This window comes from Paenibacillus sp. FSL R10-2199 (assembly GCF_038000235.1).
GTDB lineage: Bacteria > Bacillota > Bacilli > Paenibacillales > Paenibacillaceae > Paenibacillus_AQ > Paenibacillus_AQ phytohabitans.
Window position 1 is genome coordinate 5,449,674 of record NZ_JBBOBO010000001.1, and the last position, 22,289, is coordinate 5,471,962.

Below are 22,289 nucleotides of genomic sequence, written 5' to 3' on the forward strand. Positions count from 1 at the left end.
TTTGCAGTTCGCTAATACTCACTCATTCTTTATTCATATTCCAGATCTGCACGCGCCTGATTTGTCCGCAGCTGGTGTATACCGCCAGCATGACGACAGCAAGCATCAGGAGCGGATAGAAGACATAGACCTGAAGAGGAATGATGACGAGGTCCAGCTTCGTCAGACCAAATATCCTGAAGATGATGCCGAGCAGACGTCCTCCAAGGGTATTCGCTGCGATCACCCCAAGGATTAATGAGGCAGCCATGATAATCAGAATGCGCAGTACCTGCCACAGCCGGATGGCTGAATTCGTGAAGCCGATGCTTTTCATGACCGCAATGCCGTGTACTTCCTTCGTAATCATCAACCTGACGAACAGACTCGTAATAAAGAACGTAATAATGCAGATAATCGCCGTGAGCAGTGCATTGAGGCTGCGCAGCTGGCTCATGAACCCTCCGGTAGTCTCTCCCAGCATTTCCATCCCCGATTTGATGTTAAGTCCGCTGATTTGGCTCTGAATGTCCTTAATAATTTCAGCCTTCTGCTCCTCCGGGGCATGGATATTACCAGAAAACAGGTAAGCTGATATAACCTTCGGGTTGTAATCCCGTGCAATCCAGACGCCATAACCTTCGTTAGAGATACTCTGGAACAGTCCGCTTATCATGAAAGTGCTTTGCTTGCCATCCATTTCAAACTCAATAGTATCCCCTACCTGCTTACCGTACTTCTCGGACATGATGCTCGTTATGGCAATTTCATTCTTAAGTATAGGGGCAGTGCCCTCCAGATATGGAATGGACTCATCCTGATCATTCTTCTGGGCGTTGATGCGCCGGTTATCCTGACCGTCATCTGAGATATATTTGATCAGGAGCGCATAGTTGGCCGTGAGCGAGACATCGAAGCCTTTATCGCGGAAGCTCTGGCTGAGTATCGCCTTTTCCCGCTGGATCTCATCCACAGACTTCTCAGTCATTTCCGTTTTGGTATAGAAATCCGCCCCGACTGTGCCGAAATACTCTAAAAACTTAGGGGTAACGATCGTATTGGTCAGATTAACCGGGATGAGGATGATCGCTGTACTCAGGACAAGAGTCAGGATGAGTGAAGTGTAGCTCTTCAACCGGTTCAGCACATCGCTCAGCGCCAGGAAGAATGCGGTGTGCAGGTAGCGGCTTTTATGTAAATGAATTCTGCGGGAAGCCTTGAAGCGTTCTCCTGTCTGGCCTTGCCGGATGGCGTCAATGGCGGAAGCCTTGTTAATCTTGCGCATACAGAGCAAACAGAACAGCAGAATGAAACCTATAATGGCTACAGTACTGCACGCGGATATAATGATGCTGATACTGCCGCCCGGCAGAATCATATACTGCGAAGTCCTGCCGGACATCAGCCCTGTAAGCGGAAGACTGATTCCAAGTCCGATGATGCCGCCAAGCAAGGACAGCCCCATATATTTCGTTAAATAGAGCTGTTTGATCGCGTGGTTCCTGAAGCCAATCGCCTTCATCACACCGATCTCCTTGTACTCATCCTGCAATGTAGAGACAATCGTGAAGCGCAGGGTAAGAAAGGCAATGAAGATCAGGAACAGGCTAATCGCAAACATCATTGCGGAGATGATCCGGTCTGTCATATAGGACATCGCAACGAGCGACTTGTCGACCTCGAAGTTAATCGGCAGATCCGCACCGGCAAAGGCTCCGGACAGTTCAGTAGGCTCGATACCCGGAACAGCGTTGAAACTCCATAAATTCACGCGGGAATTCTCCGCCAGCGTCTTCTCAATTTCGTTAAAGTCTTCTGTGGAGATTATCAGACGTTTGAGGCCCAGCAGATTCGAACCCATAAATGCATCCTTGAAGTAACCGCTGACGGTAAAAGTTCTCGTAATCCCTTCCAGCTGGAAGCTGATCCGGTCTCCGGTTTGGATGCCGCTAGTCAGCATCAGGTTCGTAGGCAGTCCAATCTCCCCTTGCTGAAGGGTATAGGGCTCATTATCTGCGCCGAAAATCAGGTTCACCTGTTCCGGGATGGCGGACAGTACAAGACTTGTATTGCCGGAAAAGCTGGTACGCCCCTCTGGCATCTTGATTTGCTCCAGTGAAAGACTGATTTGTTTCTCCGTATACGCCGTCTCCACTCTCTTCTCATTCCGAACCCAGTCCTGGACCGCCCCGTTATATTCGGGATTATCCGCCAGTGTGATATTAAGATCGGCCACACGGCTCTTGTCAATAAAGCTGTCGAGGGCACTGGACGTCGAATACATCAGGCTGGAGCTGCTTGCTACGAGCGTTGAAGCCAGAATAATGAGTACCAATAGAACGGTATTCATCACTTTTTTACGCCGCAGATCTTTTTTAAGTATTTTCAGGAACACGATGTTGTTCTCCTTTCGTCAAGCTCTGTCCTGAGTATAGCGGGTCAATTATTAAATAATCCTTAAGTCGCTGCAAAAGAAGTCCGCGCAAAAAAAGAGCTACGGAATGATCCATAGCTCTCTGCTTGCTTCCAGCCTAAACGTCCTGCTCCGAGATCCCCGATTCCGGGTCAAAGGTAAGCATCTTCGTCGCTATTTTATCAATAAAGAACCGGTCATGGCTGACCGTAACTACCGCTCCGGGAAAATGAATGAGTGCCTGCTCCATCACTTGAATACTGGTCAGGTCCAGATGATTGGTAGGCTCATCCAGGATGATCACAGCAGCACCGGAGAGAAGACATTTCGCTAACGCTACTCTGGCCTGCTGGCCGCCGGATAGATGTCCGATCCTTTTACTCAAATCCACTTCAGAGAATTGCAGCATAGACAGGAATTTGTTCACTTTTTTCCGCGGCGCATCGAGTCCCAGACCATACACATTAACCGCATGACTTACTGTATCTTTAGGATCAAGCTCGTCCCACATACGATTGAAATACGCGTAACTGACACCTCGCTCCCAGGTCACAACCCCGGAATCCGGCTCCTCCTGACCCGTCAACACCTTGATTAGCGTCGATTTCCCGCTTCCGTTAGGGCCGACTATGACCATCCGGTCTTCCTTTTGGATGTCGAAGCTAATGTTCTGGAAGATAGTCCGGCCATCATACGTCTGGCCAATTCCCTTCACTTCACCGAGCTTGTCCGGAAAACGCAAATTGCTATAAATATCGGTAATCAGGACATTCACCGGATGCGGCTCCACCCGCTTTTTGATCTCCGTCAGCTTGCGCGACAGGCGGTCTTTGGGAGACTTTTTACGGCCCCGGGTATCAATGGCTTCAGACTCCATAAGCAGAAGTTCTTCTTCCCATTCAAACTGACGGTCGAGCACCTTTTTGCGCATCTTCTTTTTTTGAACATAATCGGTATAATTGCCTTCGTACTCCTGAAAATGATAATTCTCGATCTCTATGGTCCGTGTAACTACCCTGTCAATAAACTGCCGGTCATGTGAGACCAAAAGCATCGCCCCGGTGAAACGGTGCAGCCACTGCTCGAGCCATACGATTCCTTCCATATCCAAAAAGTTGGTAGGTTCATCGAGCAATACGACATCGGGCACCTCAATTAAGACCTTGGCCAGTGCCGCGCGGTTCCGCCACCCTCCTGATAACTCCTCTACTGGCTGATGCCGTGATCTCTCATCAAATCCCAGTTTAGTGAGCACCGTATTAATCTCCACCGAGACATTCCAGCCATCCAAATGATCCATCTGTTCAAAAAGCTCCGCTTGCCGTTCTAACAGGGTATTCATCTGGTTATCATCCGTTACTTGCCCAAGCTGTTCCCCGATCTGATGCAGCTCCTGTTCGATTAGCGTCACCTGCCCGAAGCACAGCTCCAGCTCCTGTTGAACAGACAAGGACCCGGATAGCTCCGAGAATTGGGAAAAGTAACTGATCTTAACCTTCGGGTCCAGCTCCACGTTCCCGGCCGTTGGCTGTTCTTGTCCCATGATCAGCTTGAACACCGTTGATTTACCTGCACCATTGCGTCCGATTAGACCTATGCGTTCGCCTTTGCTTACACGGAAATAGATATCTCTGAAGATCAATGTATCCTCATATTTCTTAGTCACGTTCTCCATACGTATTACACTCAAACCTATCGCCCCTCTGGTTCATAACATCAGAATTCATCTATCCGCACACAGAGGTGATTATAACATTAAATCCGTATTCCCGTTCTCCGATTACACAAAAGGCCGCGATCTGCGGCCTTTTCACTTGAAATTAGAGTTGTTTTTGGGCAAAATCATAAAACGCCACTGCTGCTCCCCAAGCCGGGAAGCCGGCCTGGGCCAGCTTGTCGCTGCCGCCGCCTTTGCCCTGGTATTCGCCGAGATGGGCTTTGAAGAAGGCCCCGCAGGACAGATCCGCAGCACCGCTGCGGGCGAGTACCACCTTATTCTCCACCGCGCTCAGCAACAGAACAGGAAGGTCGGTCAGCGCAGTAAGCTTCACAGCCAGACTCTGCAAATCCTTCAGCGTTCTGGTGTCGGAGATATGCGTAATCACCCGGCTGCCTGGTTCCATGGCGGATAATAGCTCCCGGGCCAGATAGATATCATTCTGTTCCTTAAGCGCAGCCAGTTCAGTCTGCACCAGCTTCTGCTCATGCTCCCATTTCTCAAACCGGCCGATAATTTCGTCCTTACCCGTATTGAACCTGGCTGACAGCTGCCCCAGAATACGTACATTGTCATTGAATTCATCCAGTGCGCGGCTTCCGCATTTGAAGGTAATCCGGGTGTTGCCCTTCTGCTTCTCGGAGCGCAGCAGCTTGATCATGCCGATGGCTCCTGTTGAAGCTACATGCGTCCCCCCGCAGGCGTTGTGTTCGACACCTTCTATCTCAACAATCCTGATATCCTCTGTCACCTTAGGCAGCTTCACAAGCGGCAGCCTGGCCATTTCTTCTGCTTTTACGAAGTAGCTGACAATGCTCCGGTTCAGGTAAATCTGCCGGTTGACCTCCTGTTCAGCCTCCGCCATCTGCGCAGCAGACAGCTCCGGCAGCCCGATGTCAATCGTGGCATAGTCACTTCCTAGATGGAAGCTAAGGGTCATGGCCTGGTACAAATCACGGAAGACCGCCGACAGCAGATGCTGTCCGCTGTGCTGCTGCATATGGTCAAATCTCCGGTTCCAGTCGATTCTGCAGTTAACCTCTGTATGCGCAGGAAGCTGCGCTACCTTATGAAGCACCTCATTATCTTCCAGCACTACATCCAGCACTGGAAGTTCACCTATGTACCCTGTATCACAAGGCTGTCCGCCCCCATGGGGATAGAAGGCTGTCTCCGCAAGCGTCACATAAATCCCGTCTTCACGTTCTAAGGTTCCGCTTATAGTTGTACTCCATTCATTCAAATAAGCTGATTCATAATACAGCTTCTTAGTCATGGGTAAACTCCTTTCTGTTTGTCGTCTTCAGCGGGCGTGAAGAACCTTTCCATTACGACATAGTCCTTGCCGCCTTTGCTGAACACTTCTTCTGTCGCCTGCATTCCAAATTTCTTGTAGAAGCCAGCTTTGTAGGTTCTTGCGTTGCAATAGATCCGCTGTACCCCTGCCTGCTCTGCCTCTTTCAGTACGGTCTGCAGCAGTCTGCTGCCGTAGCCCAGACCCTGTTCCAGCTCCAGCGTAGCAAACTTGCGGAACTGTGCTTCTGTACCATTAATGAACAGGGATAACACTGACACCAGCTGTTCTCCCAGATACAGCCCGTAATGCACGCCCAGCTCATCATCCGCCAGCTTGATGTAATCCGGCTCACGCTCGGGCCACATCACTTCATGCCTCAGTTTCCATGCTTCTTCTTTCTGTATGATTCTGATCTCCATCTCATCCACTCCATTATATGTACTTAATGCATCGTATCCCATATCTGCTTGCCGATCAATATAACAGTAACTGTTATGAATAGCGGGCGGATGTAAGCCGCTCCATTGCGGATAGCTATTCTGGAGCCGACAATAGCTCCGATCACCATCGGAATGCCCAGGATCAGCCCATGGGTATAGCTGACAGAGCCGAGGGCAATAAACGTAAGCAGACTCGTGATGTTGCTGGCGAAATTCAGCATTTTGGCATTGCCGGCGGCCGTAACAAATTCGAAGCCCATCATCAGAAAAGCAAAGATCAGAAAAGATCCGGTTCCCGGTCCGAAGAAACCATCGTAGAAGCCTATGACCAGTGCCGCGATAATCCCGATCAGCCGTGTTCTGCCATTGCTGCCGGAGAAGGTGGATACGTCTCCCCATGCTTTTTTGAACAAAGTATAGACCGTTATCACTACCAGCATCACAATGACCAGCGGCTTTAGAAACTCTGATGGCACCTGGCGGACGGTAAGTGTACCGGCCACCGCACCTATAATGGACAACGGAATCAGTGTCCGGACCAGCTTGAAATTGATTTTGCCGGAGCGCACGAAAGAGGCCGTACTGGTCAGCGAGCACATTGACCCGGCTAATTTGCTGCTGCCCAGGAGCAGAGGAAGCGGAATCCCTACAGACAGCAGTGCAGGAATTGCAATCAGTCCTCCCCCGCCTACCACAGAGTCAATTAATCCGGCCAAAAAACCGCAAAGCACCAATACTGCCACCATGCCAATCGTCCAATCTTCCATCCTGCGGAAATCCCCCTGCTATGTACTTTACATTTGTTTTCAGTAAACTTCATTCAGCATACACAATTTTGGCGGGATGCACCATAGATTTGTGAAATTGCGCTCGGCTCTGGTTACTTCTGTCACGCCCATCCATGTGAAGCAAACCAGACACCGTCTCTGAATTTGCTCCATGCCTCCTGCACAAAAGGGATGATATTCTCCGGAAGATCATCCAGCGGGAACCAGCGTAAATCATCGCATTTATCAGGCTCGGTGTTGCTAATCTCACCACTCCAATGCTCCGCTTTGAAGAAGAAATCAATCCGTTCATTTCCGGAAATCCGGATATGCATCGCTCCGAGCATTTCAAGGTCAGAAGGCGCGATAACAGCTCCGCACTCTTCCCGGACTTCACGGATGGCGGCGGAATGAAGCTCTTCTCCTCCTTCCAGCTTGCCCGCAGGCAGACCGTATTCTCCATCGTGATGCCCTGTATTCGAGCGCCGCAGTAGCAATATCTGCCCATCCTTGATCAGAAATACATGGACTACACTCAACAACCGGAAAGGTTCCATTTATTAATTCCTCCTGTTTGATCAGCCAACCAATTAAAGAGAACGCTAGTTTGCATATTTACAATCGACTATAGCATACCAGGGTGAGCTTTGTCAGACGGGAATGGTACTGTCTACTTCATCGAAAGCCAAAAAAGCGGTGAGGTTACCCTCACCGCCCGCTTGGTCCCTGCTACATTTACAGGAACAAATCATTTATACGTATTTTGCTCATTTTTCTTATAGGTCGTTTTGTCATCCCTCAGGGATTCCTTGCGGATGTCACTCTTCTTCTGCTCCATCTGCTGCGCTTCCTGACTGGTGACCGGGTCCTGATCAAGCTCCTTGACGGTATTAACCAGGTTCTTATCCGGTGTTGTAAATTCCTCCACTATATTGCCTCCTCTACGTAGTGTGCTGCTCGGTTCGGTTTATTTTGGCAAAGATCGGTACAGAATATACACAGCATGGCAGAAGTAAAAAAGCGGACAAGCCCGAAATAGGCTTGTCCGCTTAGCAAAGCAGCTTATTCTATTCTTCCGAATCCACGTTGTGGTAGACCTGCTGCACATCGTCCAGTTCTTCGAGAGCGTCAATCAGCTTCTCGAACTGCGCCTGTGCATCTTCAGGCAGGGCCACATAATTCTGTGGAAGCAGAGTCAGCTCGGCTACGGTGAATTCCGTAATGCCTGCGCCGCGGAAAGCTTCCTGTACAGCGTGGAACTGGTCGGGTTCGGCATATACGATCACTGCTTCATCCTCTTCCAGCACATCACGGACATCCAGGTCTGCTTCAATCAGCAGCTCCATCACTTCATCCGCAGTTTTGCCTTCTACACCGATTACCGCTGTCGGATCGAACATATACGTTACCGAGCCGCTGACACCCATATTGCCGCCGTTCTTGCTGAAGGTGGAGCGTACCAGCGGAGCTGTACGGTTAACGTTATTCGTCAGCGCATCGACCACGATCATCGAACCGCTTGGCCCGAAGCCTTCATAACGAAGCTCCACGTAATTTTCGTCGCCGCTGCCTTTTGCCTTTTCAAGTGCGCGGTCGATAATCGCCTTCGGCACATTGTAAGTTTTGGCCCGTTCCAGAACCACCTTCAGTGCACGGTTGGATTCGGGATCAGGTTCACCCTTCTTAGCAACAACATAGATTTCTACACCGAACTTGGCGTAGACCTTACTTGTATTGGCATCCTTGGATGCTTTCTTTTCCTTAATATTATTCCACTTACGACCCATATCGTTACCGCTCGCTTTCCAACATTTGATTAAAAACAGTCCTGTACATTATACCTCTGTTCGATATATCCCGTAAAGGGCCGTCCGGCTCCATTCATAAATCCAGTAAAGACAGCATCCGCTCCGTCCCCGCAGCCTGAATAAGCATCGGCAGACGCGGGCCTTCATCCGCACTCAGAACCAGCTGATAGATAATGGTGAACAGCCTTTTTTGCTGAGTCCGCATTGTTTTTTTGTCCTCATGATGACAGATGGCGTAGATTTGGGTCATTCTCTGCGTTTCATCCAGCTCACAGTTTCTTAGCAGACTGCAAAGGGTGCGCAGCCATTTCAGCTCTGCCGCGTCCAGTGTATGATAATAGGCTAAGTCCGGCGAAGAATTGACCGTAATCAGCTTGTGCGGCATCCAGTTTCTGATCCAGTGCTCCGCCCGGTCCGCCGTCAGCAGCAGCTGATGCTCATCTGCCTTCTCCCCATTCTTGGTGAGAATATCCCGGAGCAGTTCCCGGTCGAAGTTGATTAATGGCAGCAGACTGGACACCTGACTGAAGCTCGGGGACGTTCCGGTAGAGCCGCTAAGCAACGATAACTCCAGCGCATCCGCAAGATCACCCGTTAATGTTCCGGCATGAACTCCAGCAGCATATCGCTCGAACTCCGCATAATTGCGCAGCACATCCTCATCCAGTCCAATATGAAAAGCCGCATTCGGCTGGTATTTGGCGAACAGGAACAGGATATTCTCCGGGGCATATATGTTCAGCAGATCATCGGGTGTGTAATTATGCCCGGAAGAGCTGGACATTTTGGCGTAGCTGCCTTTAATGCTGATAAATTCATAAGGCACATACATCGGCGGCGGGTTCCCGAAGATTCGCTCCGAGATCACTGCGGCTACATTATAGCTTCCGGTTTCAGACGAGTGATCACGTCCGCCGGGCTCAAAGACTACCTGCTCCATGTTCCAGCGCATCGGCCAGTCGATTTTCCAGTGCAGCTTCATGTTGTCAGCCTCAGGAACACATATGGTATCGGCATGACCGCACTTACAGCTGTACACCACGGTCTCTGCGCTGTCGTCGAAGCTGTGAATCGTTGTCGCATCTTTTCCACACCGTCCGCAGTATACATTCACCGGATAAAAAGCTGCCCGGTCTTCCGCAGAGCTCTCGCCAGTTTTGAACGACATCAGAATATCGTAGATCTCTTCCCGGTGGCGCAGGGCATGCAGGATTGCCGGATTATAGCGGTGTGACTGGTATTCCCGGCTCTGATAGATGAATTCAGGCTCGATCTCAAATGCCTGCAGCGCCTGCTCAAACTCCGCCTCGAAATGTGCCGCGTACGAAGTATGGCAGCCATGCGGACAGGGAACCTGCGAATATGGCAGCCCTATATATTGTCCGAACGCAGGGTCCACAAGCTTCGGCACCTTCCGGAACCGGTCAAAGTCATCCCACGAGAAAATGAACCGTACCTCCTTCCCCGCCCGCCGCAGCGCTTTGGCTACAAACGAAGTGGTCACAATCTCGCGGAAATTTCCGATATGGACCGATCCGGACGGACTGATCCCCGATGCACATACAAAAGTCTGCCGCTCCGGATGGTTTTCTATTAACTGGCCTGCAATTTTTTCTGCCCAATGCATTGGCAAATCACCTCTACTGTTAGTATGGAGTTCATGTGGAGCCTGTTTGACTTGGCACGACGCCCGGCCGCCCGGGAACGCAAAAAAGCTCCCGCCCTCAAGATTGTTATCTTGAGGACGAGAGCTTGAATAAGCTTCGTGGTACCACCTCTGTTCGCGGACATGTTGCCAGGCCCGCCTCTTCGGGTACGGCCATTACGCTTATACCCTATCTCTGTAACGGGAGATCCCGGCATAGCATCCTTGGGCGCCGTGCCCAATTCCGTATGCAGCTCAGAGACTTTTTTCAGATCAGACGCTTCGCTGCCCCCTTTCACCACTCTGGAGCTCTCTGTGAACGCTGCCGCCTGCCTACTCTTCTCTTCATCGCTTGTGTGTATGTAAGTAATTATTTGCAAGTGTACTGCGGGAGCTGGGTTCTGTCAATAACAAAGCATTAACCGGGAACAGTCCCCCCCTTGGGGAGATGCCGGTGTGGAAGCTGTTTGGGTACCGCCTCGCACGATAAGCAAGTGGAAAAACGTATCTTAATTTCCCCATTTCTGAAGTATTAGTGAAAGCAAGTGGATAAATGACATCTAATACTATTGGTTTTTGCTGCTCTGGGTGAAAGATGATCATTTAAGTGTTGTTTTTCCAACTGCTACCTTGACAGGGACCATTTGTTCATCAGCAAGTGGATTAAATCCAACTAATTCCGGGTCCTCATCCCGGCGCGTGGTGCTTGGCCCAAGGTGGTGGTCACCCCCCCATCCCATCAGGTCCTGGCGAAGCATATATCTTATATCTCCCCTCAAAAAAGAGAGCAGGTCACCCCTTCGTACAACCCCGCTCTCTATGCAGCATATACCTTCTACACCCAAACCTCATCCGCCGTCTCAATCACCAGCCGCAGCTTGTCCCACTGTTCTTCTTCCGTCAGGATATTCCCTTCCTCGGAGGAGGCGAAGCCGCATTGGGTGCTGAGACAAAGCTGATTAATATCCACGTATTGTGATGCTTCGGCGATCCGGGCTTTGAGCTGCTCTTTGTTCTCCAGGCCGCCATGCTTGGTGGTGACCAGCCCCAGCACAACAAATTGGTTACGAATAAAGCGCAGCGGTTCGAAATCACCGGAACGTTCATTGTCATGCTCCAGGAAGAACGCGTCCACTTCGGCGCCAGCGAACAGCTCTTCGGCAACTGGCCCGTACCCCCCGGCAGCAAACCAAGTCGAGCGGAGATTACCTCTGCACACATGCAGCGCAATCGTCATATCCGCAGGGCGCGCAGCGATGCTCTCATTAATCAGCCGGACATAGTCCTTCGCCAGTTGGTCGGGATCGACGCCTCTGCTGCGCAGATGCGCCCGGTGTTTGCCGCTGCAAAGTGTGCCCCACGTGGTATCATCCAGCTGCAGATACCGGCAGCCGGCATCATAGAAGGCCTGTATCGCATCCCGGTACACCCGGATGATATCTCCATACAGCGTTGCGGAATCCGAGTAGACCTCGTTTCCGTTATAATCCTGCACGAAATGAAACAGCGCCGGTGAGGGAATCGTCATTTTGGCAAGCGTGTCTCCGGCCATCTGCTGCAGACTGCTGAAGTCTGCCACCATAGGATGGTCGCCGAATGCGATTTTCCCGGTAATCTTGAAGCTCTCGGCCCGGTTCACCGGTTCCTTGGAGCTGCCGGCCGGCCCGAGTGTGATCTTCTGCGTCCCCTGTACCCCGAAGAAGAAATCAAGATGCCACCAGGAGCGGCGGAACTCGCCATCGGTTACGGCATGCAGCCCCAGGGATTTCTGCTGCTGGAGCAGCTTGGCAATCTCTATGTTCTCCACCTCACGCAGTTCCCCGGCGGTCATGGTACCTTGGGCATGCAGGCTGCGCGCAGCTTTGAGCGCCTCTGGCCGCAGGAAGCTTCCGACAATGTCATAGCGAAAGGGCGGTGCATTTCTTGTCGATCCGATAACTGGACTACTCATACGTCCCTCCTGCTGTTAAAGTAGGAATGATTCAAGCTCGAAATAATTATCCGACACCAGATCATTCAGAATGTTAATATACCCCGACATAATCTCGCTCGGTTTACGGTCCTTGTGGGCAATCCAGCCGACAGAGAACACCTCTTTGCTGTCAAAAGGAATAGTGACCAGTCCTGCATCATTCAGCTCAGAGGCCATTATCCCTGTGCCTACCGTATACGAGTCGCTTCCGAGCAGCAGATGAGTCAGTGTGGCCCGGTCGGTAACTTTAATATTCTTCTCAATCTGTGTGAAGCTAAGCATTTCCTCCGAGAAGTGCAGTGAATTGTTATCCCCCTGCTCAAAAGTAATATAAGGAAACGCAAGAATATCATCAATAGTGATTCTCTCTTTGCCGGCCAGCACATGTCCTGCCCGAACATATACATGCGGATTCGTATTGAATAGCGGTGTAAACTTCAGGTTCCCGTCGCTGAACAGCTTGTTCATTACCTTATAGTTACTCTCATTGATATACAGAATACCAATATCGCTGCGCAGGGTACGCACATCCTCAATAATCTCATAGGTCTGCGTCTCCCGCAGGCTGAAATTGTATTCCGCTATCTTACTCTCCTTCATCAGCTTCACAAATGCGTCCGTAACAAAAGCATAGTGCTGCGTTGATACCGAAAAGTAGATCGGACTGCGTTTCTTGCCGGTATAGCGGTTCTCCATAAACTCCGTTTGTTCAATAATCTGCCGGGCATAGCCCAGAAACTCCATGCCTTCCGCCGAGATGCTGATCCCCCGGTTGTTGCGTTCGAAGATTGTAATGCCAAGCTCGCTCTCCAGCTCCTTGATAGCATTCGAGAGGCTGGGCTGTGACACAAATAGCCTTTTGGCCGCTTCGTTCATAGAGCCGCTGTTCGCAATCTCAATTGCGTAGCGGAGCTGCTGCAATGTCAAACCTGTTCCCCCTCTGATCAAGGAATTCACCTATGCTACAAATAAGAATTTAATAGTTATCCTATCACACCTTGCCGCGCCCAATCTACTAGGGAATATGCAGCGTGAAAAGCTGAAGTTATTGGGTCCGCTTCTTGCCTGCATCGATTTTGGACGGATCCAGTCCTTCCCAGATGTTCTTGATATCCGCCTGCTCGGGATTCTCAAACACCAGGAATGCCGTAGGCAGATAACGCTCCCCGTATTGTGAAGAAGGCTTGTTAAGAATCTCGTTGTCCTTCACCAGTACAGTGGATGATCCCCCGTCCAGATTGGCTGCGATCACAGCACCCTGCTTCAGCATAATCTGCTGCACATCATACAGGTTCGCCCCGATGCTGTAGCCCGGCTGCCGCCCGTCAATGACCACGAAGATCAGTGCACCGTCCGCCCGCTGGCCCATAGCCGTTCTTGGGGCGATCCCCCAGCCTTCAGCGGCATTCTTGATCTGGCCTTTGCCATTCACGATAATCCGCGGCTGAAAAGTCACCGCCTCTTGCACACCCATCTTGCTCAGCTCATCTAACGTGTAATTTCCGGCAATCATTTTGCCTTCTTTATCGAGACCCACAATCTGCGTAGACTTCTTGCCGCCAAGTCCGTTATAGTACAGCTTCCCTTGCGAGACGACCAGCCCGATCGGCTTGAAGCCATTGCCCTTCCAGTTCGGGTCGGCGAAGCCTCCGCCGTTCACCCCGGCGATTGCGCCAGTCCGCGCCACCATACTGGATACCTTTTCCCCTGAACCGATCTTATTAGGTACACCGAGGCGAACCTTCTTCGGATCGTTAACAATCATCACATAACCTGCGTACCCGCTGCCGTTCACCTTTTCAATCTCGACCAGCGGTTTATCCTCCGGGACCACGGGCTCCGGCTCAATCACATGGGTATCCACCTCATCGCCCATCTCCTGGAACCGTTCTGTATATTCGCTGACGCGGTTCTTGAGCTCATCTTCACCAATAATGTATTTGGCCATATACCGGTGTTGTGTCGTAATCAGCGTATCAGCGATAAGATAGCGGGTGTTCTGGGCAGACGGTGCAAGGTAGAGCCAGCCTCCGGCTACAATCAGCAGGATGAGGCAGAACATAAATACTCTGAAGACTGTACGGAAAAAGCCCCTTTTCTTGCGCTTGCGGGCCGGTTTTTTCTTCTTGCGGACAATGGAACGTTGCGGTAATGATGAAGAATTCACTTCTAAATATCCTCCCTAAACAAACCTTTTGTTGTATACTTCTATAAACTCACATATCTCATAATAGACCAATATAGAAGTTTAAAAGTTTCAGTTTGGTCAATTCTCTGCCCATTATCTGTTATTTTCTAACTCATCCATGTGGCTGCTGACATTCCGTTGTCAGTAGCATTTTTGTATAATTGCTTAAAGAGATTACTGAGGAGAACTTACTATGCAAACTAATAACAATCCATTTATTTTTGAAACACCTCTCATTGAAGGTGTGATTTGCAGACGGCGTAACCGGTTCATTATGGAAGTCGAGGTTGACGGAGTCATTTATGATTGCCATTGTCCCACGACAGGCCGTATTGGTGACATCATTTTGCGTGATGTTCCTTGCCTGCTTTCACTAAGCAATAATTTATCAAGAAAGACCCTTTATACAGTGGAGGCCATATCAGTTGATTTACCATCCAATGCCACTAAATCATGGATAGGAATCAATCAGAATGCAGCAAATAGATATGTAGAGCATTTTATTAAAAACGGCCAGCTTTCTGGTATGGTGAATAATGGTGAAGCAATAAAAAGAGAACAAAAAGTCGGCAACTCCAAACTTGATTTTCTTGTAGGAAATACTTACATTGAGGTCAAAACACCCCTTACGCGATTACAGGTCGAGGTTAAGGAGCATATCGAAACTAAGGAAGGAAGCAGCTTCACTTCCTTTGAAAGATTCATAAAACATATTGGGGAACTGGCCCATAGTTTAAATAAAAATGACAAAGCAATCCTGTTGGTATGTTTCATCTATGATAGTTCTAAATATATGGGCTCATCGGGCGGGAAGTATAGCAGCTATATCCGGAATTCCGTGCAATCATCAATAAACCAAGGGGTTGAAGTGTGGCAGGTTAATTTCAAAATAACCCCTACTGAAGTAAATCTCATACGTTATTTTGAAACCACGAAAGATATGATCAAGGGTTGAATTCTAAACAAGGGAGTGCAGCTTCCATTGAATAAAACAGAGCGTCTTTTATCGATTGTGATGGAACTACAGCGAAGCAAATTGCATACGGCTGATGAATTAGCAGCGGTCTTAGGGGTTAGTGTAAGAACGATCTATCGTGATATGCAGGCTCTGAGTGAAGCGGGAGTTCCCATCATCGGTGAGACAGGATTAGGATACTCCTTAATGGAAGGCTATTTTCTTCCACCCATCAGTTTTACCACAGAAGAGGCAGTATCACTTCTTATTGGAGCTGAATTCATAGAGAAACGTTTTGATCCGACTTATCGCAATAGTGCCCGTTCTTCCCGCAGGAAAATAGAAGCCATTCTTTCCCGGCCCATGCGTGAAGAGACAACCCGAATACAAGGGAGCATCCGATTGCTTCAAAGGGATGAAAAGGTCAAAATGGCCCGGGAGAAAGTAAACTTGGGAATCATTCGTGAAGCCATGCTGGAGGGCAAGAAACTTCGTTTAACCTATCACAAGCGGGTGGCTGAAGCTGGTGGGAACCGGGTAAATGTGCGAACTGTATCGCCATACGGATTGGCACATGATGAGCAGAATGGCTGGCTGTTACTTGCTTTCTGCGACCTAAGGGAGGATATCCGCCATTTTCGGGTCTCCCGGATCAGTGACCTTACCGTGACTGAGGATACGTTTCAGACTCCCGATAACTTCAACCTTGAGTCCTACCGGCCGAAGGATACCCGCAGCATACGGGTCTGTGCCATTTTTAATCCAGACATCACAGATAGAGTTGAAGAAGCTAATAACTATTATATGGAGACTGCCGAATCTAAAGAGGACGGTTACCATGTCACTTTTCGTGTCCACGAGCCGGAAGAATTGCTGAGCTGGATGCTTGGATGGGGGGCAGATGTAGTAGTCACTGAACCTGAATCCTTCAAAAACCGGATAAGAGAAGAAATCGGAAAAATGAAAGAACGCTACTGACATGCTGTTGGCAGTAGGGGGCTTGTATAATCAAGACATACGAATAGTACATTGAAGATTTGCAAATGCTGATTTTGAGGCGATGGCGAGTCAGATGATTATTCTAATAACATAAACAGGAGGACATTATTATGTCAGCAATTGGACCCGACTTCATTTCAATTCAGGTGAGCAATCTTGAAGGCTCTGCGGAATTCTATCAAAACTATCTCGGACTGGTACGCTCTCAAGCAGGACCACCTCATGCTGTAGTCTTTGATACCAAGCCTATAGCATTTGCTCTTCGTGACCTAATGCCTGGAACAGAACTCGGTGCAGGGACTCAACCTGGACTTGGTGTCGCTCTGTGGCTTCATGCCCCTGATACGCAAGACATCCACGACAAGCTTATTGCAGCAGGCGTAACAATTACATCTGCACCAATAGACGGACCCTTCGGGCGAACCTTTTCATTTGCCGACCCGGACGGTTATCAGGTTACTCTTCACAGTAAAGGCTAATACGCAAAAGTATTCAGCTTAATAATAACTAGTGATAGGCCCCCCATATGGTAGACAGGTGAGATCATACAACCTGTCTACCTTATGGGGAGTTTTTTTATGTTGGCGAATTGTCAAGCTAAGTGGAACACCTTGTACGGCAAGGCTATTTCTCCAACTCATAGCGGGCCGCGATAATGCCCGACTTGAGCGTTCGGCTGGACAGCAGCTTGAGCCTGATTTTCTCACCGTCATCGTGGAATGCTGATTTCCCACTGCCCAAAATGACCGGACAAATCGTCAGCAGGAATTCGTCTATCAGACCGAGCTCAAGCAACGTCTTCGCCGCCCCCGGGCTGCCGAAGATAACGAGATTGTTGCCAGGCTGTCCCTTGAGCGCCTTGATTTCCTCTGCGATATTATCCTTGATCAGCATCGTATTGTTCCATTCCACAATGTCCATCGAGCCGGAAATAACGATCTTCTTAACATCCTGCAGCCATTTGGCATGCTCCGTATCGTGCCTCGACGCATTCGGATCGTCCAGCACCGAGGGCCAGTAGCTCTCCATCATCCGATATGTCGTGCGTCCGTATACGGGAGAGCCGACCTCGGTTACGACCTCCTCAGCGTATTTCTCTAATTCCTCGTTATACGGAATCCAATCTAGTCCTCCATTCGAATCCGATGCATACCCGTCCAGTGACACATGCATGAACAATACGAGTTTTCTCATGTTTGCTTCTCCTCCGATTTCGAATTCTCTTCAAAGATAATAATATTGTGCAAATCCGTTCGTTCTGAGCATATCACGCCTTCCGGACAGCGGGCGAGTACAACACGTCAGCATGCATATGCTGGATTTCGCCCCAGTTGCCAGGATTGGTCGTGTCAGGTGCACCGTGCTCCAGAATGTCCTGATATAGGGCAGTTTTTTGTTCCAGATGGGCTATATGCCGTTTGGCTTCTTCAAGCTTAATGAGCGCTGCTTCTTTATGCTTCATTATGAGTTCACTGCGTTGCGGTAGGGTCGAATCTCCTTCGAGACAGAGACCGATGTATATTTTGATAACTTCAATCGGCATCCCGGATTGCTTGAGACATCTGACGCCATGCAGCCAGTTGATCGATTCTTCATCGAACAGCCGGATATTATTCTGGTTTCGCTGTACGCTGGGCACCAGCCCTTTATCGGTGTAAAAGCGTACAGCGTGCTCAGTGAGTCCTGTAATCTGGGCGGCTTCTTTGACCGTATGCATGTGTGATCCTCCTTGAAAAATATGATAAGACCGCTTGACTTCGTGTTACACGAAGGCGATAGGCTTATTGTAATGCAACTCGGATGGAAGTGGAACCCCCGCTGCAGTATCCTTCTTCCGGATACACACCGTTTGCTGTTACACATCTGAATACTTGGAGGAATTATAATGCTAAACGTAACCTTAAACAATGGTGTGAAAATGCCGATCATCGGTTTTGGTGTCTACCAAATCCCGGATGCTGGAGAATGCGAGAACGCCGTATATGAAGCTCTGATGGCTGGATACCGCCTCATTGACACAGCGGCTGGTTACCTCAACGAGGAAGCGGTCGGACGCGCAATCAAGCGTAGCGGCGTGAAGCGTGAGGAGCTGTTCATCACGACCAAGCTTTGGGTTCAGGATGCCGGCTATGAGAGTGCCAAGCTGGCGTTCGCCAAATCCTTGAATAAGCTGCAGCTGGACTATCTCGATCTATACCTTATTCACCAGCCGTTCGGGGATTACTACGGCGCTTGGCGTGCGATGGAAGAATTGTACCGCGAAAACAAGATCAGGGCGATCGGTGTCAGCAACTTCCTGCCCGACCGTCTGATGGACCTCATTGTGCATAACGAAATCGTACCCGCTGTCAACCAGATCGAAACGCACCCGTTCTACCAGCAGGCCGAGAGCGCTGCTTTTATGAAAGATCAGGGCGTGCAGCACCAGTCGTGGGCGCCGTTCGCTGAAGGACTGGGCAACATGTTCGGCAACGAAGTACTGGCTTCAATTGCTGAGAAACACAACAAGTCTGTCGCCCAGGTCGTGCTGCGCTGGCTTGTTCAGCGTGGTATCGTTGTGATTCCAAAATCAGTGAGAAAAGAGCGGATCGCGGAAAACTTCAATATTTTCGATTTTGAGTTGAGCGTAGATGACATCGGACAAATTACCGCCCTCGATACGCGGGATAGCCTCTTCTTATCCTATCACGATCCGAAGTTCGTCAAGATGCTGGGCACCTTGAGAGTCGATCTGTAAACCTTGATCATACCGTAAGCTCATCACATCTTTATCCTTATCTATGAAAAAGGGACAGGGCGGCCGCACGGCCACTGTCCTTTTTTCATTATTTTCTTAGTCTGCAACTCCAGCCAATCACCGGTGTCTGCCTACACCGCCTCCTCCGCTTGCACTGCCGCCTCCGCCGGAATTATTATCGTCATCGTCATCATAGGAAGAATAACGCCCCGCTCCACCACCATTGGTAGAACCGCCATCCCCCTCATTTTCATCCTCGTAAGAGGAATAGCGCCCTACTCCGCCTCCGCTTGATGAACCGCCGCCTCCCTCATTGCTACCCCAGAAGCTGCTCTGCGAACTGCTGTGATTCAAGGCTTCGTTCCGATGCCGCTCATGACGGCGGTGCCGCCTCTGTCTCATTGTAGAACCTGAGCCGAACCTGGTAACGAGGCGGTTCATATTCTGCTGGTTGAACGGATTAAGCCTTGATCCGAAACGGGCAATTAAACGGTTGCGGCCGGAAGCAGCAAGACTGAATAGAGCAATGATTATCAGATACACTCCCATAATCTTTAATCCTGTAGATGCGCTGACGGGTTTCGGTTTGTCGTTAATATGCGATTTTACGGGTGATTGGGTTGCTGCTGCAGCGGTAGATTTGGTGCCCGCCGCCGCAGCCTCCAGACTGGCATCTGCTCTGGATAGGAAGAAGCTGTAGAAAGCGTTCGCCGTCCCGGTTGCCCCGCCGGCGTAATCTTTTGCGGAAAATTCGGGTTCAAGCACCGTGTCCAGTATTCCGCCAATGCGTTCATTGGTCAAGATTCCATCGATTGCCTTGCCCTGTAATACATGATAATTATCTCCGCCGATATCGAGCACCAGCATCACATCTTTAGGCCCTGCGGCTACACCGGCGAACTTTGCGTACGTATAATCCTGCAGGCTTTTATCACCGGGATTCTTGATTGTCACTACATAGATCCCGCTTCCGGTCGTTGCCGCATAACGGTTGCTGGACTGGTTCAGATAATCCTTCGTTACCTGCTTGAAGACTCCGGCATTATCCGATACATAGTTTTTGGTGCTGACAGTTTCCGAATAGATTCCGCCAAGACTCTGAATTAACGCACCATAAGTTTTGCGCGCGCCAGCACTGTAATCCTTCTTGGCAAAATCCGGCTCCAGCGACTCCGAGAGAATCCGGGATAACACATTGTCGTTCAGCGTATCCTCCAGGCCTTTGCCCGGAACCGCCCAGTAATCATCATCCTGGGTGGAGAGCAGCAGCAGGACTCCGTTATTCTTAGCCGCTGAGCCGACTCCCCATGCATTGAACAGCGAGGTCGCATACTCTTCCATCGGTGTTCCGTTCGTAGTATTCACCGTCACCAGCACAACTTGAGCACCAGTCTGCTGATGCAGCTTCACGCCGTAATTGACCATATAATTCTCTGTCTTCTGATCGATTACGCCCGCGAAGTCATTCACATAAAAGGACTCCGAATGAGCGGGAACAGCTGCCTCCATCCGGCTTGGCGCCAGCGGCAGCAGAAGCAGGATCATCAGGATGACGGTAAACGCTGCTAGTATACTTTTACGATTCATTCGTACCCCTCCGCTAGTTATATCTCTTCTATACTATATCGGTTACGCACATTATGGTATATAGTTCCATTCCGGTTGTACTTATGTATGAAGCAAAAAAATGGCAGGCCAGCCCGCAAAAGGGGAGGCGCTGCCGTTGTATTTGTGCTGTCTCTAGTCAGACTATTACAGATATAAGAATTGAAAAGAACAGATTACCGGTGTCTGCCTACACCACCGCCGCCACTTGCGTTGCCGCCTCCGCCGGAATTGCCGCCCCCAGAAGAACCAGAGGAGTGGCGGCCCACTCCGCTGCTGCTGGAAGATCCCGAGGAATGACGGCCTGAGCCGCCTCCGCTTGACGAGCCTCCGCCTCCATGATTCGTTTCTCTACTGGAGGAGGAAGAGCGGCCCGAGCCCCCGCCGTTTGTTGAACCTCCGCCTCCCGAATTACTGCCCCAGAAGCTGCTCCGTGATTCATTACGGGACGATGAGCTGCGGGGTTGAGGCCGCTGGTTATAGCTTCTTTGGTTATGGCTTCTTTGGGTATAGCTTCTTTGGGTATAGCTCCTACGCCTGATGCCATAATCCTGCTGCCCCGTCCAAACACCATAGCGCTGTATATTGCCGGGGTGATGCGGGTTAATTCCGATTCCGTACCGGGCAATATTCCGGTTGCGGCGCGAGGCGGATACGCTGAAGCCCAACACCAATATTAGAAAACAAAGAATAATAGCACTCCCGTCTAAATGGTCAACCGGATCTTTGTCTAGCGGATCATAGCTGGAGGCTGGATACGTGCGCACCTGCACTTTCGAAGGGTTGTCCGCTGCCGGCAACGTGTTTACCTCCGCAGACTCAGCGCTTTGAACTGCAGACTGTTGGCTATGATCCGCTCTGGCCAGGAAAAAGTTGTAGAAGGCATTCGCCGTAGCGGTTGCCCCGCCGGCGTAATCTTTTGCCGCAAATTTCGGTTCAAGCGCAGTATCCAGAATCCCGCCGATCATATCATTAGTCAACAGATTGTCGATATCCTTACCCTGAAGGACATGATAATTATCTCCGCCGATATCGAGCACCAGCATTACATCCCTAGGTCCAGCTGCTACGCCGGCGAACTTCGCATACGTATAATCCTGCAGGCTAGTATCACCGGAATTCTTGACAGTCACTACATAGATCCCGCTTCCGGTCGTTGCCGCATAGCGGTTACTGGACTGGTTGAGATAATCCTTCGTTACCTGCTTGAAGACTCCGGCATTGTCTGCGACATAGTTCTTGGAGCCGACCTGCTCCGAATAGATTCCGCCAAGCTCCTGAATTAATGATCCATAGGTTTTGCGCGCACCTGCGCTATAGTTCTTCGCCGCGAAATCCGGCTCCAGTGACTCCGAGAGAATCTGAGATAACACGTTGTCGTTCAGTGTATCCTCCAGACCTTTGCCCGGTACCGCCCAGTAATCATCATCCTGGGTGGAGAGCAGCAGCAGGACTCCGTTGTTCTTATCCGCCGAGCCGACTCCCCATGCATTGAACAGCGAAGTCGCGTAATCTTCCATCGATGTTCCGCCTGTAGAATCCACTGTTACCAGTACAACCTGTGCACCGGTCTGCTGATGCAGCTTCACGCCATAATTGACCATATAATTCTCTGTTTTCTGATCAATGACTTCCGCGAAGTCATTCACATAAAAGGACTCCGAATGTGCCGGAACAGCCGCCTCCGTGCGGCTTGGCGCCAGCGGCAGCAGTAGCAGGATCATCAGGATAGCGATAAGCGCAGTTTTTAAAGTTTTCCCATACATT

20 protein-coding genes are annotated in these 22,289 nt (G+C 50.1%); 4 read left to right on the forward strand and 16 right to left on the reverse strand.

The genetic code is table 11. From position 1 onward, the window contains the following. Positions 1-22: 22 nt before the first annotated feature. From NYE33_RS23840 to NYE33_RS23895, 12 genes are all read right to left on the reverse strand, one after another. Positions 23-2,374, reverse strand: coding sequence for an ABC transporter permease (locus NYE33_RS23840; protein WP_341067904.1), 2,352 nt, complete (start codon positions 2,372-2,374; stop codon positions 23-25). A 136-nt stretch (positions 2,375-2,510) separates the two neighbouring features. Then, the gene (locus NYE33_RS23845; RefSeq protein ID WP_042137130.1) at positions 2,511-4,082 is read right to left on the reverse strand and encodes an ABC-F family ATP-binding cassette domain-containing protein; all 1,572 of its coding nucleotides are present in this window, start codon (positions 4,080-4,082) and stop codon (positions 2,511-2,513) included. Positions 4,083-4,212: 130 nt separating this feature from the next. Then, entirely contained in the window at positions 4,213-5,385 is a 1,173-nt protein-coding gene (locus NYE33_RS23850) for an alanyl-tRNA editing protein (RefSeq protein ID WP_341067905.1), read from the reverse strand. Continuing rightward, positions 5,382-5,825: a GNAT family N-acetyltransferase gene (locus tag NYE33_RS23855; RefSeq protein WP_179093642.1), complete on the reverse strand. Its 444-nt coding sequence runs from the start codon at positions 5,823-5,825 to the stop codon at positions 5,382-5,384. The genes NYE33_RS23850 and NYE33_RS23855 overlap by 4 nt, the downstream gene beginning before the upstream one ends. A gap of 23 nt (positions 5,826-5,848) precedes the next feature. Further along, positions 5,849-6,613 carry a TSUP family transporter gene (locus NYE33_RS23860; RefSeq protein WP_042137127.1) on the reverse strand — a complete coding sequence of 255 codons (765 nt, stop codon included), beginning with the start codon at positions 6,611-6,613 and terminating at the stop codon, positions 5,849-5,851. 122 nt (positions 6,614-6,735) lie between these two features. After that, entirely contained in the window at positions 6,736-7,170 is a 435-nt protein-coding gene (locus NYE33_RS23865) for an NUDIX hydrolase (protein ID WP_076248310.1), read from the reverse strand. A 191-nt stretch (positions 7,171-7,361) separates the two neighbouring features. Next, positions 7,362-7,541, reverse strand: coding sequence for a hypothetical protein (locus NYE33_RS23870; RefSeq protein WP_042137123.1), 180 nt, complete (start codon positions 7,539-7,541; stop codon positions 7,362-7,364). A 139-nt stretch (positions 7,542-7,680) separates the two neighbouring features. Beyond that, positions 7,681-8,400 carry a YebC/PmpR family DNA-binding transcriptional regulator gene (locus NYE33_RS23875; protein WP_039291545.1) on the reverse strand — a complete coding sequence of 240 codons (720 nt, stop codon included), beginning with the start codon at positions 8,398-8,400 and terminating at the stop codon, positions 7,681-7,683. A gap of 94 nt (positions 8,401-8,494) precedes the next feature. Further along, the gene (gene lysS / locus NYE33_RS23880) at positions 8,495-10,048 is read right to left on the reverse strand and encodes a lysine--tRNA ligase (RefSeq protein ID WP_341067907.1); all 1,554 of its coding nucleotides are present in this window, start codon (positions 10,046-10,048) and stop codon (positions 8,495-8,497) included. 853 nt (positions 10,049-10,901) lie between these two features. Beyond that, a complete protein-coding gene (locus NYE33_RS23885) occupies positions 10,902-12,017 on the reverse strand; it encodes a 5-methyltetrahydropteroyltriglutamate--homocysteine S-methyltransferase (RefSeq protein WP_341067908.1) in 1,116 nt (371 codons plus the stop codon). Positions 12,018-12,032: 15 nt separating this feature from the next. Further along, positions 12,033-12,965, reverse strand: a complete 933-nt coding sequence (locus tag NYE33_RS23890) for a LysR family transcriptional regulator (RefSeq protein ID WP_039291538.1) — start codon at positions 12,963-12,965, stop codon at positions 12,033-12,035. A 118-nt stretch (positions 12,966-13,083) separates the two neighbouring features. Beyond that, positions 13,084-14,205, reverse strand: a complete 1,122-nt coding sequence (locus NYE33_RS23895; protein WP_341067911.1) for a phosphodiester glycosidase family protein — start codon at positions 14,203-14,205, stop codon at positions 13,084-13,086. Positions 14,206-14,419: 214 nt separating this feature from the next. Between NYE33_RS23895 and NYE33_RS23900 the strand changes: the two genes are divergently transcribed. The 3 genes from NYE33_RS23900 (at position 14,420) to NYE33_RS23910 (ending at position 16,659) form a co-directional block, all read left to right on the forward strand. Continuing rightward, positions 14,420-15,181, forward strand: coding sequence for a DNA/RNA nuclease SfsA (locus NYE33_RS23900; RefSeq protein ID WP_341067912.1), 762 nt, complete (start codon positions 14,420-14,422; stop codon positions 15,179-15,181). A gap of 27 nt (positions 15,182-15,208) precedes the next feature. Continuing rightward, complete coding sequence (locus tag NYE33_RS23905) at positions 15,209-16,159, forward strand: helix-turn-helix transcriptional regulator (RefSeq protein ID WP_336100192.1); 951 nt, start codon at positions 15,209-15,211, stop codon at positions 16,157-16,159. 131 nt (positions 16,160-16,290) lie between these two features. Further along, a complete protein-coding gene (locus NYE33_RS23910) occupies positions 16,291-16,659 on the forward strand; it encodes a VOC family protein (RefSeq protein ID WP_042137108.1) in 369 nt (122 codons plus the stop codon). A gap of 145 nt (positions 16,660-16,804) precedes the next feature. Here the strand turns inward: NYE33_RS23910 and NYE33_RS23915 are convergent, their stop codons facing one another. Then, a complete protein-coding gene (locus tag NYE33_RS23915; RefSeq protein WP_042137106.1) occupies positions 16,805-17,374 on the reverse strand; it encodes a dihydrofolate reductase family protein in 570 nt (189 codons plus the stop codon). 73 nt (positions 17,375-17,447) lie between these two features. Continuing rightward, positions 17,448-17,897, reverse strand: coding sequence for a MerR family transcriptional regulator (locus NYE33_RS23920; RefSeq protein WP_341067915.1), 450 nt, complete (start codon positions 17,895-17,897; stop codon positions 17,448-17,450). A gap of 168 nt (positions 17,898-18,065) precedes the next feature. On the opposite strand from NYE33_RS23920, the gene NYE33_RS23925 reads away from it, so the two are divergent. Then, entirely contained in the window at positions 18,066-18,917 is an 852-nt protein-coding gene (locus NYE33_RS23925; RefSeq protein WP_341067916.1) for an aldo/keto reductase, read from the forward strand. A 117-nt stretch (positions 18,918-19,034) separates the two neighbouring features. Here NYE33_RS23925 and NYE33_RS23930 read toward each other — a convergent pair whose 3' ends face one another. Together NYE33_RS23930 and NYE33_RS23935 are read right to left on the reverse strand one after the other, a co-directional pair. Further along, the gene (locus tag NYE33_RS23930) at positions 19,035-20,504 is read right to left on the reverse strand and encodes a TPM domain-containing protein (protein WP_341067918.1); all 1,470 of its coding nucleotides are present in this window, start codon (positions 20,502-20,504) and stop codon (positions 19,035-19,037) included. 194 nt (positions 20,505-20,698) lie between these two features. Continuing rightward, positions 20,699-22,288: a TPM domain-containing protein gene (locus NYE33_RS23935; protein WP_336100196.1), complete on the reverse strand. Its 1,590-nt coding sequence runs from the start codon at positions 22,286-22,288 to the stop codon at positions 20,699-20,701. Between the last annotated feature and the right edge of the window lies 1 nt (position 22,289).

Bases quoted from the DNA above. Each gene is read 5' to 3' on its own strand.
- lysS (WP_341067907.1), bottom strand. From the start codon at position 10,048: ATGCATTGGGCAGAAAAAATTGCAGGCCAGTTAATAGAAAACCATCCG.
- NYE33_RS23915 (WP_042137106.1), bottom strand. From the start codon at position 17,374: ATGAGAAAACTCGTATTGTTCATGCATGTGTCACTGGACGGGTATGCA.
- NYE33_RS23930 (WP_341067918.1), bottom strand. From the start codon at position 20,504: ATGAATCGTAAAAGTATACTAGCAGCGTTTACCGTCATCCTGATGATC.
- NYE33_RS23875 (WP_039291545.1), bottom strand. From the start codon at position 8,400: ATGGGTCGTAAGTGGAATAATATTAAGGAAAAGAAAGCATCCAAGGAT.
- NYE33_RS23885 (WP_341067908.1), bottom strand. From the start codon at position 12,017: ATGAGTAGTCCAGTTATCGGATCGACAAGAAATGCACCGCCCTTTCGC.
- NYE33_RS23855 (WP_179093642.1), bottom strand. From the start codon at position 5,825: ATGGAGATCAGAATCATACAGAAAGAAGAAGCATGGAAACTGAGGCAT.
- NYE33_RS23860 (WP_042137127.1), bottom strand. From the start codon at position 6,613: ATGGAAGATTGGACGATTGGCATGGTGGCAGTATTGGTGCTTTGCGGT.
- NYE33_RS23865 (WP_076248310.1), bottom strand. From the start codon at position 7,170: ATGGAACCTTTCCGGTTGTTGAGTGTAGTCCATGTATTTCTGATCAAG.
- NYE33_RS23925 (WP_341067916.1), top strand. From the start codon at position 18,066: ATGCTAAACGTAACCTTAAACAATGGTGTGAAAATGCCGATCATCGGT.
- NYE33_RS23935 (WP_336100196.1), bottom strand. From the start codon at position 22,288: ATGTATGGGAAAACTTTAAAAACTGCGCTTATCGCTATCCTGATGATC.
- NYE33_RS23900 (WP_341067912.1), top strand. From the start codon at position 14,420: ATGCAAACTAATAACAATCCATTTATTTTTGAAACACCTCTCATTGAA.
- NYE33_RS23910 (WP_042137108.1), top strand. From the start codon at position 16,291: ATGTCAGCAATTGGACCCGACTTCATTTCAATTCAGGTGAGCAATCTT.
- NYE33_RS23850 (WP_341067905.1), bottom strand. From the start codon at position 5,385: ATGACTAAGAAGCTGTATTATGAATCAGCTTATTTGAATGAATGGAGT.
- NYE33_RS23920 (WP_341067915.1), bottom strand. From the start codon at position 17,897: ATGCATACGGTCAAAGAAGCCGCCCAGATTACAGGACTCACTGAGCAC.